The sequence below is a fragment of the Stenotrophomonas sp. C3(2023) genome, assembly GCF_032911385.1.
GTDB lineage: Bacteria > Pseudomonadota > Gammaproteobacteria > Xanthomonadales > Xanthomonadaceae > Stenotrophomonas.
The window spans coordinates 3,667,350-3,684,702 of the sequence record NZ_JAWJLO010000001.1 but is presented as its reverse complement, the minus strand read 5'-3'; the positions used below and the strand labels follow the sequence as shown (position 1 = coordinate 3,684,702).

The window sequence follows — 17,353 nt, the reverse complement described above, 5'->3', positions numbered from 1 at the left end:
GCGATCTGCTGCTGCAGCAGAACGCAGTGATCACCACCGCTGCCAACACGATCCTGAGCAACAGCGGCAACGTCAGCGGCACCGGTGGTCTGGTCAAGAACGGTGCCGGTGCTATGGCACTCACGGGCACGCTGGCCCATGCCGGTGGCACCACCGTCAGCGACGGTGTAATGACGCTCACTGGCAGCAACAGCTACACCGGCGGCACCACGCTCAACGGTGGCGTGCTGCAGGTGCTGAGCGATGCCAGCCTTGGCGATGCCTCGGGTGCTCTGACCTTCAACGGCGGCAGCCTCAACACCTTCGGTGACATGAGCAGCACCCGCGATCTGCTGCTGCAGCAGAACGCAGTCATCAGCACTGCGGCAGGCACTACGCTGAGCAACAGCGGCAACGTCAGCGGCACCGGTGGTCTGGTCAAGAACGGTGAGGGTGCTATGGCACTCACGGGCACGCTGGCCCACGCCGGTGGCACCACCGTCAACGACGGTGTGATGACGCTCACTGGCAGCAACAGCTACACCGGTGGCACCACGCTCAATGGCGGCGTGCTGCAGGTGCTGAGCGATGCCAACCTTGGCGACGCCACGGGCGCACTGACCTTCAACGGTGGCAGACTCGACACCTTCGGTGACATGAGCAGCACCCGCGATCTGCTGCTGCAGCAGAACGCAGTGATCACCACCGCTGCCAACACCACGCTGAGCAGCAGCGGCAACGTCAGCGGCACCGGCGGCCTGGTCAAGAACGGTGCCGGTGGAATGGCGCTCAGCGGCACGCTGGCCCACGCCGGTGGCACCACCGTCAACGACGGTGTGATGACGCTCACTGGCAGCAACAGCTACACCGGTGGCACCATGCTCAACGGCGGCGTGCTGCAGGTGATGAGCGATGCCAGCCTCGGCGATGCCACGGGCGCACTGACCTTCAACGGCGGCAGCCTCAACATCGATGGAACGTTCAACAGCACGCGCGACCTGGTGCTGCAGCAGACGGCTGTCATCAACACCGGCCTTGATGGCGTGGTGAGCAGCAGCGGCGATGTCTCCGGCAACGGGGGTCTGGTGAAGCAAGGTGGCGGCGCCATGACGCTGGCCGGCACTCTCGCGCAGGCCGGTGGCGTCACCCTCGATGCGGGCATGCTCACCCTTTCCGGGACCAACACCTACACCGGGGGTACCACGCTCAACGCCGGCGTCCTGCGGATCCAGAGCGATGCGAATCTCGGCAATGCCGCCGGTGCGCTGACGTTCAATGGCGGCACTCTCAGCATCAACGGCACCATCGCCAGCGAGCGCGACATACAGCTCAACGGCAATGGCAACGTCGTCACCCAGTTCGGTGATGCGCTGAGCAGCAGCGGTGATGTCAGCGGTGCAGGCGCTCTGAGCAAGGACGGTCGTGGCGTCGTGGAATTCACCGGCACGCTTTCGCATGCAGGCGGTCTCTTCCTCAACAACGGTGGAATGATCCTCAGCGGCAGCAACACCTACACCGGTGGCACCACGCTCAACGCGGGCACCCTGCGGGTATCGAGTGATGCAAACCTCGGCGATGCTGCCGGTGCGCTGACCTTCAATGGTGGCAACCTCAGCAGCACCGGCAATCTCAACAGCACCCGCGATCTGCTGCTGCAGCAGAACGCGGCCATCAGCACTGCCGCAGGCACGACGCTGCGCAACAGCGGCAACGTCAGCGGCAATGGCGGCCTGGTCAAGAACGGTGAAGGTGCGATGGCGCTCAGCGGCACGCTGACCCATGCCGGTGGCACCACCATCAACGACGGCGTGATGACCCTGACCGGCAGCAACAGCTACACCGGTGGCACCACCCTCAACGGTGGCGTTCTGCAGGTGCAGCGCGATGCGAACCTCGGCCATGCTGCCGACGCACTGATCTTCAACGGCGGCACTCTGGCCGCCAGCGCCTCGTTCGCGACCCAGCGTACGCTGCAGATCAACGACCGGGCTACGCTGCAGAACGCGGCAGGCACCACGTTGACTTTGGCCGGCACGACTGCAGGCGAAGGCATGCTGGTCAAGCAGGGGGCTGGTACGCTGGTGCTGGCGGGCGCCAACCACCACACCGGCGGCACCGTGGTTGACGGCAGCACCGTGGTGCTGGCCAACGCCGGCGGTTTCGGCAGCGGCACCATTGCCCTGAACAACACCCTGCTGCAGAGCCAGGTCAGCGCACGACTGGCACAGGCGCTGCTGCTGGCGGGCAGCAGCAGCGCCCAGGTCGGCGCAGGTACCACGCTGACGCTGAGTGGCCCCGTCGATGGCAGCCGCGCCGAGGGCTGTTTCACCAAGACCGGCGCAGGTCAGCTGACGCTGGCAGGCAATGCAGTGATGGCTGCGGGTCTTTGCGTCAACCAGGGCATGCTCAGCACCAATGGCCTGCTGGTCGGCAACGTGCAGGTCGATGACGGCGCCGCGCTGCGCGGCACTGGCATCATCAGCGGCAACCTGCACGTCGATGGAACTCTGGCCCCGGGCAATTCACCGGGCACACTGGTGGTGAATGGGTCGGTCACCATGACCGCCGATTCCACCCTGCAGATCGACATCGATGGTTACGGCACTGGCAACGGCGCCGGCAACTACTCGCGTGTGGTTCTCAACGGTGCCGGCAGTCAGTTCACCGCCGCCGGTACGCTGAACCCGGTGCTGCGCGGCATCAGCGGTGATGCCAGCAATACCTTCACGCCGAAGCTGGGCGATATCTTCCGCATCGTCAGTGGCCAGGGCGGCGTGGTCGGAACCTTCGATACGCTGCTGCAGCCCACCACCGGCATGGCCGCAGGTACCCGCTTCCAGCTCTACTACACCACTGGCAAGGACATCGACCTGTATGTCACGCCGTCGCTGTATGCCGAACAGCTGCGTGGCCAGGTCAATGGCAATGTGCTGGCCACCGCCGGTGCGCTGGACGGCCTGGTGCGGAGCAATGACGCGGGCACGGCCAGCGCACAGCAGGCTGACCTGTTGCGCGCGGTGTGGCAGCAGACCACGCTGTCGCTGCCTGAGATGGTGACGGCCCTGACCGGCCAGAGCCATGCACAGCTGGCCGCGCTGGCCCACGCCAATGCCACAGCCCTGGGCGAGGAGGTCAGCGGCCGCCTCAGCCGCGGCACCCTGCTCGATACCACCACTGCGCCGATCGAGCAGATGCTGTGGGCCAACCTGGGCCACGGTGACCTCTCGGTCGATGCAGGTGCCGATGCGGACGCGCTGGATGCGCGCCAGCGTCGCGCCACTGCCGGTATCGATGTCTACCGCTCGGTCCGCGTGGCCTGGGGCGCCGGCCTGGGCCGCACCACCTCCAACCTGGACGGCAGCCGCCACGACAACAGCGTGGACAGCAATACGATGTTCGCCTACGCCGCCACGCGCGCCGGCAGCTTCGTCCTGGACGGCATGGTCGGCTATTCGGTTGACCGCTGGCAGAGCCAGCGCGTCGACGCGCTCACCCCCTCGGCACAGCTGCGCAGCAAGGTTTCGGGCAGCACCCGCATGGCCGATGCCGGCGTCAGCCTGCCGTTCACGGCTGCCGGGCTGACCTGGCAGCCGTCGCTGCGTGGCAGCTGGCACAAGGTCGAACGCAACGCTTTCAGCGAAGGCGGTGATTCGCTGGCTGCGCTGGACGTGGCGCGTTATCAGGGTGAAGGCGGACGTGCCCTGCTGGGTCTGTCGGTGGGCTCCTTGCAGGCCAATCCGCTGCAGTCACGCATGACCTGGCAGCTGGGTCTGCAGGGCGGCGTCAATTTCGGCCAGGCACGCCAGGCCGAGATGCTGACCTCGCTGGGTGGCGAAAACGTGGTGGTGCGCTCGGCCGAAACCGGCAAGTCGTTCGGTCGAGCCCAGCTGCAGGGCACCCTGCGTCTGGGCGCATCGAGCTACCTCTACGGCGGCATCAGCAGTGAACAGGGTTCGGGTGTAGAGAACAACAGCATCAATGCGGGCATCCGCATCGCACTGTAACGGCGACACCACGCTGGCAGGGGACTGGGTGCCCCTGCCAGCTTGACGGGGATGGCGGGTATCGCCGTCGCAGCGGACACGTCTTCTGCAACGCGATCACCGCCCTCCCCTTCTTTTTCATGCGTGCATGGCGTGTCGCCAGCGCTGACATCGACTGCGCCGCAAGGGCTCGTGCGTTGCATACACAATGGCTATTGCACTGATCGAGTAATTCCATTTCCCCAGCCGCCACGTCGCTCGCATCATCGGCCTCCCTTCCCGGAGCCCCCTGCATGCGATCGATCACGTTTTCACTGGGTCTGGTGCTGCTGACCTCAGCCGGCCTGGCATCCGCACAGTCCCTGCTCACCCGCGACAACGGCGCACCCGTGGGCGACAACCAGAACTCACAGACAGCCGGCGAGAGCGGACCGACCCTGCTGCAGGACGTACAGCTGATCCAGAAGCTGCAGCGCTTCGACCGTGAACGCATCCCCGAGCGCGTAGTGCATGCCCGTGGTACCGGCGCACGCGGCACGTTCACTGCCACCGCCGACATCTCCGCGCTCACCCAGGCCAAGGTGTTCACGCCAGGGGAGACGACACCCGTGTTCGTCCGCTTCTCTTCGGTGGTGCATGGCAATCACTCACCGGAAACGCTGCGTGACCCGCGTGGCTTTGCCACCAAGTTCTACACGCGCGAAGGCAACTGGGATCTGGTTGGCAACAACTTCCCGACCTTCTTCATCCGCGACGCCATCAAGTTCCCCGACATGGTGCATGCATTCAAGCCGGACCCGCGCAGCAATCTCGGCAACGATGCGCGTCGCTTCGACTTCTTCTCGCATGTTCCGGAGGCCACCCGAACGCTGACCCTGCTGTATTCCAACGAGGGCACGCCGCAAAGCTACCGCCACATGGATGGCAACAGCGTACATGCCTACAAGCTGGTCAACGCGCAGGGTGCGGTGCATTACGTGAAGTTCCGCTGGAAGACGCTGCAGGGCGTACGCAACCTCACGCCCGAGGCGGCGGCGAAGATCCAGGCCACTGACTTCAGCCATATGACTCATGATCTGGTCGAAGCGATCAAGCGGGGCGATGCACCACGCTGGGATCTGTATATCCAGGTCATGTCGCCCGAGCAGATGCAGGCGCTGGACTACGATCCGCTGGATGCCACCAAGATCTGGCCCGGCGTGCCCGAGCAGAAGATCGGTCAGATGGTGCTGGATCAGAATGTCGACAACTTCTTCCAGGAAACCGAACAGGTGGCCATGGCACCGTCCAACCTGGTACCGGGTATCGAGCCTTCCGAGGACCGCCTGCTGCAGGGGCGGCTGTTCTCGTATGCCGACACGCAGATGTACCGCGTCGGTGCCAACGGCCTGTCACTGCCGGTCAACCAGCCACGTGTGGCGGTGAACAACGGCAACCAGGACGGCGCCATGAATACGGGCCACCAGAGCGGCGCGGTCAACTACGAACCCAGCCGTCTGCAGCCCCGGCCGCAGAGCGCGCACGCGCGCTACAGCACATTGCCGCTGAAGGGCAGCACCCAGCAGGCGCCGATCCGCCGCACGCAGGACTTCAAACAGGCCGGCGAGCTGTACCGCAGCTACAGCCGTGAAGACAGACGCGACCTGATCAACAGCTTCGGTATGTCCCTTGCTGCGGCCGACGATGAGAGCAAGCACATCATCCTGTCCTTCCTGTACAAGGCCGACGCCGACTACGGCACCCAGGTGACGCGCGTGGCGGGCGGTGAGCTGGCGCGCGTCCAGGCGCTGGCAGCGAAGCTGCAGGACTGACCGGCGGCGCTGCGGCCGTTCCCGGGGAAGGCGGCACCCGCCGTCTCCCCTGGCTGTCCCGCCCGGGCACCCGTGGCAGCCACACGGCGCGCCGGCACTGACGACTGAAGACCGGCATTTTCGCCGCGCACGCTGCTGGCCTATGATGCGAGCCACGGGCATGGACCTCCTTGCCTGGAAGCCGTTTCAAAGGAGTGACACGATGCACGGACGATGCGCAGAACGCTGGCGAGCCAGGCCTCGGCGAACCGTTGGCGCGCAGTCCGGCGCGCCAGCCTCGACCGTGCGCATGCCCCCGGCGCGGGCCAGGCCATGACGCGCCTGCTCATCATCGAGGACAACCCCGAGCTGGTGGCCAACCTCTACGCCTTTCTGGAGCCGCTTGGCTATGTGCTGGATGATGCGCGCGATGGGGCCAGCGGCCTGCATCTGGCCACCGGGCATGACTACGATGCGATTCTGCTGGACCTGATGCTGCCCCGGCTGGATGGCATGACCCTGTGCCGCAGGCTGCGCGAAGAGTTCCAGAATCCAGTACCGATCATCATGCTGACCGCGCGCGACCCCGTCGACGACCGCGTGCAGGGCTTCGCGCTGGGCGCGGACGACTATCTGGTCAAGCCATGTTCGCTGAAGGAGCTGGATGCACGCATCCAGGCGCTGGTGCGCCGCGCCCAGGGCCGCAACGTGCAGGGCACGCTGAGCTGGCATGACCTCAAGGTGGATACGCGGGCGCCGCAGGCCTGGCGGCAGGGTCGCACCATCACGCTGACGCCCAGTACCCACAAACTGCTGCTGTGCCTGATGCGTGCCGCGCCGGAGGTGGTGCGCAAACAGGAGATGGAATACCTGCTGTGGGGCGACCATCCCCCGGAGAGCGGTGCCCTGCGAACCCATATCCATGAGCTGCGGCAGCACGCGGACAAGCACTTCGACCCGCCGCTCATCGAGACGGTCCACGGCGTCGGTTGGCGTCTGGCTGCACTGCCCCCGCCTGCGCCAGCATGACCTGCCTCATCCTGAGCCCGCACCGATGAGCCCGCTCCTGCGCCCACTGACACTGCGCATGCGCATCATCGTGTCCTTCGTGCTGCTGATGGTCGCCGTCATGGGCTTTGTGGTGGCAGCCGAGCAGCTGGACTACGACGAGCTGCGGGCCTATGTCATCTCGCGAAGCCTGCACGATGAGATGGCGCACCTGCGTGCCGCACTTGCCGACGGCCGGACGCCAACATTGTCGCCCGGCAGCGAGCTGTTCGACCGCCAGAATGTACCCGAGGACCTGCACGCCTACACCCCGGGCTACTACAGTATCGGGGCGCCTGATGTGTGGCATCTGCTCGTATTCGATCTGGACGACCAGCGCTACTACCTGCGGCAGGGCGCCGAACGCTACCAGTATCTGGAGCACGTGATCGATGCCTACGCTGCCCTGGTCATCCTGCTGTGCATCCTATGCGCCTTCTGGATCGGGCGCCTGACCGCCGCGCGCGTCATCGCACCGATCACCCTGCTGGCCGATGCGGTGCAGCGCAAACAGACGCCCTTCCCGTACCAGGAGGCCCGTGACGAGATCGGGGTGCTGGCCCGCGCCTTTGCCCGGCACAGCGAGGAGGCCGAACAGTTTCTGCACCGCGAGCGCTGTTTCGTCGGCGATGCCAGCCATGAGCTGCGCACCCCGCTGGCCATCATCTCCGGGGCGGCAGAGACCATCGTCCATCAGCTGCCTCACGACAGCCACCTGCGCGCCAGCGGCGAACGGATCGTGCGCACCACGCAGGAAATGCAGCGACAGCTCTCCTGTCTGCTGCTGCTCTCGCGCGACCCGCAGCGGCTGCCCCGACAGGAGGTACAACTGCGTCCGCTGATCGAAGAGTGCATGGCGCGCTGCCAGCCGTGGCTGGCTGGCAAGCCGGTCGCGCTGTTGCTGGAGGCAGAACAGGCGCACAGCGTCCACACCAACGCCGAACTGGCGCGCAGCGTGCTCTGGAATCTGATCCGCAACGCCTGCCAGTACACCGACCGGGGCGAGATCCGCATCCTCGTGCGCGGCACCACCGTGTGCATCGCCGACACCGGCCCGGGTCTGCCGCCCAGCATTGACCCGCAGCAGTTCCAGCGTTTTGCGCCCAGCCTGCGCGAGAGCGGCGAAGGGCTGGGGCTGTCGATCGTGCAGCGGGTGGTGGAGCACCTTGGCTGGCACATGGCCGTGGAGAGTTCGGCGCAGGGCTGCCGGTTCACGCTTGAGCTGACACCTGCACGCACGCCCACACGGCAAGGATGATCCTGACAGCTTTCTGACGCGGGCTTGCCGATGCTCTGCAGCGCTTACGCCACGAAAGAGATGCAGATGCACAGCTCACGCCAGCCCCAGACGGGAAAATACCGCCATGGCCGTACCGGATTGAACCGGCTGCGCCATACCCTGCTTCATTCGCGCGACGGTTTTCTCGCCACGTTGCACGGTGAAGCCGCCTTCCGCCAGCTGCTGGTGCTGCATGGCGTACTGATCGGGCTGACCTTCCTGCTGGACCTGGGCCCCGTGGAGCGGGCGCTGCTGCTGGCAGCCAGTTTCGTCAGCCTGATCGTGGAGCTGCTCAACTCGGCCATCGAAGCGGTGGTTGATCGCATCTCGCTGGAGCTGCACCCGCTTTCAAAAAACGCCAAGGACATGGGCAGCACTGCGCAGACTGCCGCGTTGCTGATGGTTGCGGCCGTGTGGGCGGTGATCCTGATCGGCTGACGCACGTGCGGCTTGCGGGCCGCTGCAGCTGACAACTTCCTGATAAACACCTTTCGATACTTCGCGCACCCTTCATTCAACGGAAAAATGCGCGTGTTTCGACGTTTCATGCTTGTGCGGCTCAATCCGGTGCAGCTGACATGGATGGTTGCCCTGTTCTTCTCCACCTTCGGCAACATTGCGCTGTGGCAGGCGCTGTGGGCACATGCGGACTTTGGCAGCGTGCACGGCGTGCTGTTCTTCCTCAGCCTGCCAACCTTCCTGTTCTGTCTGTTCAACCTGCTGCTGACGCCGGTGGTCGCCGTACCGTTGCTGCGCAAGCCGCTGCTCGCGCTGCTGCTGGTCATCAGCGCGGCGAGCACCTACTTCATGGTGCATTACAACGTGCTGATCGACCGCAGCATGGTGCAGAACGTCTTCGAGACCAACCAGGCCGAGCTGGGCTCGTACTTCTCGCTGCCGCTGGTGCTCACCATTCTCGTGCTGGGCGTCGTGCCGGCAGCCGGGATCTGGTCACTGCGCATCCGTGGCCGGTGTCTGCTGTTTATCGGCTACTGGATGCTGGTCAACGTGGTGGTGTCGGTGGCGATGTTGAGCGTGATCTCCATGGCGTTCTACAAGGATTACGCCTCGCTGGTACGCAACAACCGTGAGCTGAGGGACCAGCTGTTGCCGGTGAGCTTCGTGCGCAACACGCAAGGGTATCTCAAGCGTAAATACCTGTCGGTCTCGCGCCCGCTGCAGGCCGTTGCCGAGGACGCCACGCGCCCGCAGGCCATGGCCGGGCAACGCCCCAAACTGGTGATTGCCGTGGTGGGCGAAACCGCGCGTGCGCAGAACTTCCAGCTCAACGGCTACCCGCGCGCGACCAACCCGGTGCTGTCCCAGCGCAGCGATGTCATTGCCTTCCAGAACGTCTCGTCCTGTGGCACCGCCACCGCCATCTCCCTGCCGTGCATGTTCTCGCGCATGCCGCGCACCCAGTACGACGATGTGCGTGCGACCACCGAGGAAAACCTGCTGGATGTGCTCAAACGCACCGGCGTGAACATTCTCTGGCGCAACAACAACAACGGCGGCTGCAAGGGCGTCTGCGCCCGTGTGCCCACCGACGACATGCCCACCTTCAAGGTGGCTGCGCAATGCGTCAACAAGGATGGCACCTGCCACGACGAAGTGCTGCTGCACCAGCTGGAGGCCCGCATCGAGGCCATGCAGGGCGATGGCATGGTGGTGCTGCACCAGCTCGGCAGCCATGGCCCTACCTACTTCGAACGCTACCCGGCCGATGCCCGCCGCTTTACGCCCACCTGCGACAGCAACCAGATCCAGAAGTGCAGCAACGAAGCACTGATCAACACCTACGACAACACCCTGGTCTACACCGACCGCGTGCTGGGCCGGACACTCGACCTGCTGCAGCGTTACTCGCAGGAGCGGGACGTGGCCATGATCTACGTGTCCGACCACGGCGAGTCGCTGGGCGAGCGTGGCATGTACCTGCACGGCACGCCCTACCTGATCGCCCCGCAGGAGCAGACCCGGGTACCGATGGTGATGTGGTTTGCGCCTTCATTTGCAGCGAATGTGGGACTGGATCTGTCCTGCCTGCGCAACCGGGCGCAGATCGGCGCCTTCAGCCATGACAACCTGTACCACTCGGTGCTGGGGCTGTTCGATGTGCGCACCCAGGTCTATCAACGCGACCTGGATCTGTTCGCCCCCTGCCGCCGCTGATGACCGGGTGCAACGGCGAGCCTGCGCTGGCAGCTCGCCGTTGCGCGTGCCGGACGGCATCGCAGCCGGCGCCGCACCGTCACAGCGTGCTGGACAGCGCCAGCACGTCCGCCGCAAAGCCCTGGTAATCGTCCACTGCCGCATCGTGGCCGTCCCTGCGCACGATCTGGCGCACTGCCACCAGCGAGGTCTCCGGCACCACCACCAGATACTGGCCCATGTAACCCATCGCCGCATACGCTGCGACCGGGCCACGCTCCTGTTCGAACAGCTCGCCCAGCTTGATGCCGCGGCTGGTGATCTCCATGCCGTACCGGTCGGCCCACGCAGGCCCCAGGCTCTCGGCGAAGAAGGCGAACAACGCCGTTTTGCTGGCGAAGGTGCGGCTGCCCGCCTTGAGTAGACCCGCGGCCACTTCTTCGTCAACGCCCTTAGTGGACAATATTGCGGCCGCATCGGACCTCAGCGTGAAGCGCTCCCAGGCCGGAATGCGCCACCACAGCAGCCCGACGTCCTTGGAGCGCGCGCTTTCGGCCACCAGCTCGGCCACAAACGCCTCGCCGAGCAGGCGTTTACCATCCGGCGCAACGCCCTTGTCCAGCAGCAGCCTGCCCAGCTTGGCCATATCGGCCGCCGACAGTGCCAGGCCCGCCATGCCGATCGGCGTGCCCGCCTCATCCTTGCGCCACACGTAGGTGCTGATGCCCAACGGCTTGAACAGACGCTCTGCCACCACCTTCTCGATCGACATGCCCGAGGCACGCTCGACGATGCCGGACAGCAGATTGGTGGCCTTGTTGTTGTACGAGAACGCAGTGCCCGGCTCGGTGCTCAGCTCCGCCGCCAACGCCAGTTTGACCAGATCCGGTGCCCCCTCCAGCTCTACGCCCGCATTGGGCACGTTCTGCATGCCGGAAGTGTGGTTGAGCAGCATGCGTACGGTGATATCCCGCTTGCGGCCCTGTGCCCACTCCGGGTAGATCGTGCTCACCGGTTGATCCAGCGAGGTCAACTCACCGCTGTCCAGCAGCAGGCCGATAGCCAGGGCCACGACCGACTTGGTCGCCGACATCAGCTCGATCGGCTGCGCCGCAGCGGCGCTGTGGATGTCGAGCAGCGTCCGCCCGTTGCGCTGGACCAGCAGCGCATCGGAGTGCGCGGCCTCGGCATGGCTTCTGAGGGTGGCCAGGGCGTTATCGCGCTCCGTGGCGGACGCGGCAGACGCGTTGAATGTGATCAGGCAGCTCAGTGCCATCAACCATGAAGTGAAGCGCATGATGATTCCTCCGTGTAGAGAACCACCTTAACTACACGTGTAGTCACCCTCCTGTGGCGGAAGTCATGTATGCCGAGCGATGCTGCCTCCGCCTCAGTCACTGCCATCGTGCTGTGCACCCGTGCAGCCTGGCTTGCGCTGTCGCTTCTCCTCATCAGTGCAGGGAAACTGCAACGCGCCCGTCGCCGAGAGCAGGAGGTGGGCCGCCCGTGATCGATGTGCCCAGGTCTTCTGTATGGCACCGCCGTCCGGCGTCCAGGCTTTGGCAAAGCGCGTCTGCTCGTAGGGGCGAGGCGACCGGGTGCTGTCCATCACCTGTGGCTGGAAGGTAGTCGAGGGTGTGCTGGAGGGAACGGTGAGGATGAGACGCGGCGGTTGGTGGGCCTGCGCCGGCGTTCCGCTGGATTGCTCAAGGAGCTGTGCCGTGGATGTGGAGCGCGGAGGGCGTGCCGGTGCATTGCGGTGCGGGCTTGGGGGTGACGGAGCCATTGTTGGCGGATGCAGCTGCGGACGCTGCGATCGAGTTCGCTCACGCCATGTCAGCGCCGGGCGAAACTCTTCAACTTTACCTACTGATATAGGACTGTCACCCTGCAGCAGCAGGAAGAGTAGGAAGCTAAGCTGCAAGGCCGCGGTGATACATAGAGCAACTACGACGTCAACGGAAAAACGACGTTGTCGACGGCAAAAGCCGGCACCACGCCCCAAGGTCATGGTGCGTTGACCGTGTCAACGACGGGACGCGTATGCACCGAAAGCAAGGGATCGCTCAGCAGTGCACGCCTGCGAACCTCGTCCGACCATGGTTTCTGATTTAGCTGAAACGGCGCGGAGTAGCCTAGCCAGTAAGTCCAGAACGCTTGCCTGCTTCCAATGAGCTCACTCATGCTATCGAACATTCTTCGCACAATGGAATAATCAGTGTAATCAGGGAAATCCACCACCTGATCCTCATCACTAAGCAGAGCGACCCAAGTGATAGGTGCGCCGATAGTCAGTGAAGCGTCAGAAGGAGTACGTGGTATAACGGGCAAGAGTGGGACGGCCGTTTTACGCACGATCGATCCGATCCCTGCCATGGCAACAAAACTGCGCGACAGAAACGGCATTGCCATACCATGCGAAGCGTCCCTAACGACGTCCGGCATTATGATCAGCGCCCCTCCAGAGCGGATGACTTTAAGGGCCGCGGTTAATCCGCTGGTGTCATTTTGGCATATAACTACGTCTTGCATCAGTCGCGGTATCGCATGATCCGCGATTCGACTGAACGTAGCATTGCTTCCCACAACTTCTGGAGATTAAAAAACTACTGCAACTCGACGGCCCGCAGGCGCACCCAGAACGATGGAAATAATCGCTGGTATGAACTCGGCGAAGTGCGGGACGGCAATCACGGATCCGCCGTCGGGATGCAGCATGCGAGCTTGCTCTTTACTTAAAGGACATAACTCACGAACGAATTCGGCCATCACTGCGCTTGGCAGACGAACGACAAGAGCAACCCTCAATCTATTCGCACGAACCCACGCTGCGAAACCTGCCTTCGTCAAGCCGGGCGGAGCCTCGCAGCACCCGTCTCCCGTCACATGATAGTAAGACCTTATGGTTCTCTCTATGAATGCCGAGCTCGACCAATTAAACAGGAGCCCGCACCCAGATTGGTAGCCCACGCAGATTACCCTGAGGAATCTTGCTAAGTACTCACACAGTCTCGCAGCTCTCTTCTGGCGCATCGCTCGATCTCCTTTAGCTGTTCTGAGATTGCGTAGGCCGCGTCGAAATCCAGTCGCCCGGCATACAGTTCATTCATGACAGATGAAAGAAGTTCACGGGCTGCAATAACCTGTCGAAAGAGATGATTTCTCCTCATCCTGCTTCCGGCCAAGGCCCTGGCAATGCTGCCTACCCTGGCCTGTTCCATAGCCAGGAAATCCGACAGTGCAACCAATATCGCGCTCTTCCCGCCACCGTTCGGTGAAATTGTGTACGACGCTCCGTTCTCGAAATTGACTTCAGCCGAATGCTTAACCGCACAGATCAGCTCGAAAGACGAAAGTGACACCACATCACCCTCTGAGCGAATATATATCTACCCCACAGGAACCGCCGCAATCTGGTCTGAGAACGTAATCACGTCCGAGATGGGGGTTGGTCCGCTTAGCAGATTAAGAGCTTGAGACGGCGCTACGGCGTGTTGCATATCTATTCCAAGCGGCCCAACCATTCTCGCGCTACCAACAACGAGCACCGATTTCTTGGCTGCGAGAACTTTCGATTTCTCAACGTTCGCATTTGTTGTCGACGATATTAGTATGCGCATGTCCCTGAGGGCGCACCCTGCGCCCCTTCCAGTGTCTACTTAGAGCGTGGAATGATGTACGAAGGAGGGGCAAATGCCCCTTCTTCGTCTAACGGAAGGTCACCAGCGGCACTCGCAGATCGGAGTTGTGGGCTGCTGCTCCGCTAGCGCTACCACTTCCTCAGCATCGTTGCCCTGCACGAATGCGTACTCCAGTGCATGTACATCAATAGTCAGATCCATATTCTTATCCTCGAAACTTTGCAAAGCCCGCTCTGGGCGACATTTGTTTTATTAGCACCGAGCAAGCTCGTCAATAAAAAATATCGATCTTCGCGATAGGCTCGATGAATTGAGATACTTACAAAACCGGTTGACGTATTGATGTTCGTTACTAAAGACGACCAGTAAGCTAAGCCGCCTCTTCGATATGTTCAGTCAATTACTGCAGACGGACGTCAAAGCCTCGCAGGCGCATTCCGTCATCCCACACTCCATCCGTTTAAGAGCGCGTAACGGCAAGCGCGGCATGGAGAACGCCTTGCGGGCCAAGCCCGAAGACGTGCGCGAGCAGTACGAGCGCCAGCTCAAGGATCTGCAGGAAGCCTACGGCGAGGCGATGCTGGAGATCCGCGCCCGAAAAAAGCTGGCATCCCTGCTGGGAAAGGACGAGAGCTGATGCGCTCGGTCCAGCAGGGATTGAAGGACGAAAGTTTCGTGGTGCCGATGACCAAGCTGTGCCAGTGGTTTGGGGTGGCCGACGTACCACTTACTACAAGCCCACCAAGTCGCCGGCAAAGGTGAAACCGGAGTTCGCCAAGCCGATCAAGGAAATGATCGAGGCCGAGCCATCGTTTGGTTACCGCACGGTTGCAGCGCTGCTTGGCATGAACAAGAACACGGTCCAGCGGACATTCCAGCTCAAGGGCTGGCAGGTGCGCAAGCGGGCGCTTGGCCAGCGCCCGCGGATCGAGGCCAAGGTCTCCCGTGCCGAGAAGCCTGACCAGCGCTGGGCGACTGACCTTTGCCGTGTATGGGCGGCAAGGACGGCTGGCTAGGCTTGGCGCTGGTGATCGACTGCAGCACGCGCCAGCTGCTCGGCTGGCACCTGTCACGGGAAGGCCAGCACAGCCTCTGCCGCCCTGGAGCAGGCGCTGATCACCCGATACGGCACGCTTGGGCGGGTCAGCCTTCCTGCTGCGCTCGGACAACGGTCTGGTGTTCACCAGTCGTGATTACACGCGACTGGTGCGCAGCTATGGGCTGAAGCAGGAGTTCATCACCCCGCACTGCCCACAGCAGAACGGGATGGTCGAACGTGTGATCCGGACGCTCAAAGAGCAGTGCGTGCACCGGCATCGCTTCGAGAGCCAGGCCCACGCCGTGCGGGTGATCGCAGACTGGATTGCCTTCTACAACCAGCAGCGCCCGCATCAGGCGCTGAACATGATGACCCCGGATGTGGCTTATGCCGCTACATTAACCGCGTGACCTGAGCAGAAAGCGGTGGGTCATTACACATGCTGATAGGCATCTCAAGATGTATACAGAGTGGGACGAACTGCCAAGGTGACTCGGCACCAGGAAATGCCTTATCTTTGACGTGGGGAACTCCACGGAGCGGATTGATGAAAAAGGGCTATCTGTCGGCTGTTGACCGGCGTCGAGCACGGCACCTAGTGCGAGTTGGACTGTGATGGCAGACCTCCACCAGTCCACGAGGCTATCCAAATCCTGCACTGTCACCCGTTACCTGTCCCTACAAGATGCGCAGGACCGTAGCGCGATTGCGGATTTTGTCGTCGAGCGCTTTACGGAGCGCTATTTGGACCCTATCGAGGCGGACCCCGCCAAGAAGAACGGATTCACCATCATGGCTGTTAGCTGCCTTATGGTCGAATCGCTAGAGTCCTTCCGTCGCGGCTGGAAGGACACTCGCAACAAGTCCGAGCAGGCGTTCGCGTCCTTCTTCTCCCACTGGGACCAATTCGCCGAGTTCCGCACCGTCTCGCCGGATTTCTATCGGCATGTTCGCTGCGGGATTCTGCACCAAGCCGAAACTACCGGCGGATGGCGAATAATCCGCACGGGGCCAATTCGCAACAACACAACCATCAATGCCACCAAGTTCTCAGGCTCACTCCGGCATGTTCTAGGCGGTTATGCATCATCGCTCCGCACAGAGAGCTGGGAGTCAGAGGCATGGAAGGCATTCCGCAAAAAAATGAACGCCGTATGCGACAACACCAAGGCATGATGGTCAGAATGTTGCGAATCCTCTCCGTGGTTGCGTTTGGGCTTCTGATTATTTCAGCAACCGTTGGTGCGTACTACTTCATTGTTGGGGCTGCGCATCCACTATCGTCCAGCGGCGAGGACTGGGGGAATTTTGGGGATTACTTCGGTGGCGTGGCCGGAGCACTGCTCTCTTTCCTGAGCATCGTGCTGCTTGTGTACACAGTTCATCTGCAAATTCACCAACTCTCAGCCTCCCAGCACGAGACACTAAAGCGTGATTTGCTGGCCCATGTAACAAAGGCCGATGATGAGATTGAGCGCTGGCTTCAGCGAAAGCTTGCTTACATAAGCATGTCAGGGCAGACGGTAGAGTTTGGCGATGTCGTATGGGGGATTCTAAAATCCGAGGACATCAATCCACCGGAATTTGAGCGAGCCATCGTTCGTCTCCATCTGCTGACAAGCCTCTATTGCGAGGCTCTGGCCCTCTACAGGGACAACATCGACCCTTACTTCATTTTCAAGTACCACAAACAAAAGGCTCAGGCGCTGCTTGACTTCCTAAAGGAGCACAGAGCACTGCTTGGTCAGATGGCCGGGCCATCATTGCAGTTCTGCCAGATGCACCTAGACGGCAAGCATGAGTCCAGGTAAGGGCGGGCATGAAGGTGCGGATACATTACCCTGAAAACAATTGTCCATAAAACTGCGATGAGCTGGGAATACGAGAAACACGAAGCACGCTGCGAAGCCTGTGGACATGTCGGCGCCCGCATTTCAGGCTCGGACGACTGGGGGCGTTCATCAACACATTGGGAGGGGTTCGACAACGCGCCTCCCGATGCAACTAGCGTGGCTCGCCGCCGCGCTGATTCCCGAGATAGCCGGCCGGTCTGTAAGTGTGGCAGCACCAGCTTAGTTGTCGTCAAGCTCATCGGCAGGGCCTAGGCATGTCCTCTCTCTATAGACTGACCCGAAAATTTCTACCGGCGCGTACTCGTCTGGCATGGTCGAGGTCACTAATTGATGCTGGCTACGCAAAGGAAATAGCTGCGGCTCGCCGGGCCAAGGACCACGACGAGGTTCGTTCCCTTGAATCGGCCCGCCTCTTTGAACTTGACTTGCAACAAGAGGAAGAGGACAGCCTGGACCGGCCAGGATTTCGTAGACAACTCAGAGCCATAATCAATGGTAACGAGAGAGGTGTCTATGGCGAGCAAGCAGTACACAGATGAGTTCAAGGCCGAGGCGGTCAAGCAGGTGGCCGAGAGGGGCTTCGCGGTT

Annotated in this window: 13 protein-coding genes and 1 pseudogene; 11 read left to right on the top strand and 3 right to left on the bottom strand. The window is 62.4% G+C overall.

The features are described from left to right. Positions 1–26: 26 nt before the first annotated feature. The 6 genes from RZA67_RS16295 (at position 27) to RZA67_RS16270 (ending at position 10,253) form a co-directional block, all read left to right on the top strand. Positions 27–3,983, top strand: coding sequence for an autotransporter-associated beta strand repeat-containing protein (locus RZA67_RS16295; protein WP_317213759.1), 3,957 nt, complete (start codon positions 27–29; stop codon positions 3,981–3,983). A gap of 272 nt (positions 3,984–4,255) precedes the next feature. After that, complete coding sequence (locus tag RZA67_RS16290) at positions 4,256–5,773, top strand: catalase (RefSeq protein WP_317213758.1); 1,518 nt, start codon at positions 4,256–4,258, stop codon at positions 5,771–5,773. A 312-nt stretch (positions 5,774–6,085) separates the two neighbouring features. Continuing rightward, positions 6,086–6,781 (top strand): response regulator transcription factor, encoded by a 696-nt coding sequence (locus tag RZA67_RS16285; RefSeq protein WP_317213757.1) that lies wholly within the window; start codon positions 6,086–6,088, stop codon positions 6,779–6,781. A gap of 25 nt (positions 6,782–6,806) precedes the next feature. Then, on the top strand, positions 6,807–8,057 hold the full coding sequence (locus RZA67_RS16280) for a HAMP domain-containing sensor histidine kinase (RefSeq protein ID WP_317213756.1): 1,251 nt from the start codon (positions 6,807–6,809) through the stop codon (positions 8,055–8,057). Positions 8,058–8,123: 66 nt separating this feature from the next. Then, positions 8,124–8,516: a diacylglycerol kinase gene (locus tag RZA67_RS16275; RefSeq protein WP_317213755.1), complete on the top strand. Its 393-nt coding sequence runs from the start codon at positions 8,124–8,126 to the stop codon at positions 8,514–8,516. Between the two features lie 87 nt (positions 8,517–8,603). Continuing rightward, positions 8,604–10,253 (top strand): phosphoethanolamine--lipid A transferase, encoded by a 1,650-nt coding sequence (locus RZA67_RS16270; RefSeq protein WP_317213754.1) that lies wholly within the window; start codon positions 8,604–8,606, stop codon positions 10,251–10,253. A gap of 79 nt (positions 10,254–10,332) precedes the next feature. Here the strand turns inward: RZA67_RS16270 and RZA67_RS16265 are convergent, their stop codons facing one another. Together RZA67_RS16265 and RZA67_RS16260 are read right to left on the bottom strand one after the other, a co-directional pair. Next, positions 10,333–11,529, bottom strand: a complete 1,197-nt coding sequence (locus RZA67_RS16265; RefSeq protein ID WP_317213753.1) for a serine hydrolase — start codon at positions 11,527–11,529, stop codon at positions 10,333–10,335. A gap of 710 nt (positions 11,530–12,239) precedes the next feature. Then, a complete protein-coding gene (locus RZA67_RS16260) occupies positions 12,240–12,638 on the bottom strand; it encodes a hypothetical protein (protein ID WP_317213752.1) in 399 nt (132 codons plus the stop codon). Positions 12,639–14,345: 1,707 nt separating this feature from the next. On the opposite strand from RZA67_RS16260, the pseudogene RZA67_RS16255 reads away from it, so the two are divergent. The 5 genes and pseudogenes from RZA67_RS16255 to RZA67_RS16235 form a co-directional block, all read left to right on the top strand. Further along, positions 14,346–14,510 (top strand): annotated as a pseudogene (locus tag RZA67_RS16255) (DUF1153 domain-containing protein); the annotation flags it as partial. 58 nt (positions 14,511–14,568) lie between these two features. Continuing rightward, positions 14,569–14,889, top strand: coding sequence for a hypothetical protein (locus RZA67_RS16250; protein WP_317213751.1), 321 nt, complete (start codon positions 14,569–14,571; stop codon positions 14,887–14,889). Between the two features lie 118 nt (positions 14,890–15,007). Beyond that, complete coding sequence (locus RZA67_RS16245) at positions 15,008–15,322, top strand: integrase core domain-containing protein (protein ID WP_317213750.1); 315 nt, start codon at positions 15,008–15,010, stop codon at positions 15,320–15,322. Positions 15,323–15,527: 205 nt separating this feature from the next. Next, entirely contained in the window at positions 15,528–16,088 is a 561-nt protein-coding gene (locus RZA67_RS16240; RefSeq protein ID WP_317213749.1) for a hypothetical protein, read from the top strand. Then, positions 16,034–16,723 carry a hypothetical protein gene (locus RZA67_RS16235; protein ID WP_317213748.1) on the top strand — a complete coding sequence of 230 codons (690 nt, stop codon included), beginning with the start codon at positions 16,034–16,036 and terminating at the stop codon, positions 16,721–16,723. Before RZA67_RS16240 ends, RZA67_RS16235 begins: the two co-directional genes overlap by 55 nt. Before the next feature lie 365 nt (positions 16,724–17,088). On the opposite strand, the gene RZA67_RS16230 is transcribed toward RZA67_RS16235, so the two are convergent. Further along, the coding region (locus tag RZA67_RS16230; RefSeq protein WP_317213747.1) for a hypothetical protein at positions 17,089–17,353 on the bottom strand (265 nt) is incomplete at its 5' end.

What these genes read in the sequence shown, in the direction of transcription:
- RZA67_RS16290 (WP_317213758.1), top strand. Translation starts at nt 4,256, where the DNA reads ATGCGATCGATCACGTTTTCACTGGGTCTGGTGCTGCTGACCTCAGCC.
- RZA67_RS16285 (WP_317213757.1), top strand. Translation starts at nt 6,086, where the DNA reads ATGACGCGCCTGCTCATCATCGAGGACAACCCCGAGCTGGTGGCCAAC.
- RZA67_RS16280 (WP_317213756.1), top strand. Translation starts at nt 6,807, where the DNA reads ATGAGCCCGCTCCTGCGCCCACTGACACTGCGCATGCGCATCATCGTG.
- RZA67_RS16275 (WP_317213755.1), top strand. Translation starts at nt 8,124, where the DNA reads ATGCACAGCTCACGCCAGCCCCAGACGGGAAAATACCGCCATGGCCGT.
- RZA67_RS16270 (WP_317213754.1), top strand. Translation starts at nt 8,604, where the DNA reads ATGCGCGTGTTTCGACGTTTCATGCTTGTGCGGCTCAATCCGGTGCAG.
- RZA67_RS16265 (WP_317213753.1), bottom strand. Translation starts at nt 11,529, where the DNA reads ATGCGCTTCACTTCATGGTTGATGGCACTGAGCTGCCTGATCACATTC.
- RZA67_RS16260 (WP_317213752.1), bottom strand. Translation starts at nt 12,638, where the DNA reads ATGCCGTTTCTGTCGCGCAGTTTTGTTGCCATGGCAGGGATCGGATCG.
- RZA67_RS16240 (WP_317213749.1), top strand. Translation starts at nt 15,528, where the DNA reads ATGGCAGACCTCCACCAGTCCACGAGGCTATCCAAATCCTGCACTGTC.
- RZA67_RS16235 (WP_317213748.1), top strand. Translation starts at nt 16,034, where the DNA reads ATGGAAGGCATTCCGCAAAAAAATGAACGCCGTATGCGACAACACCAA.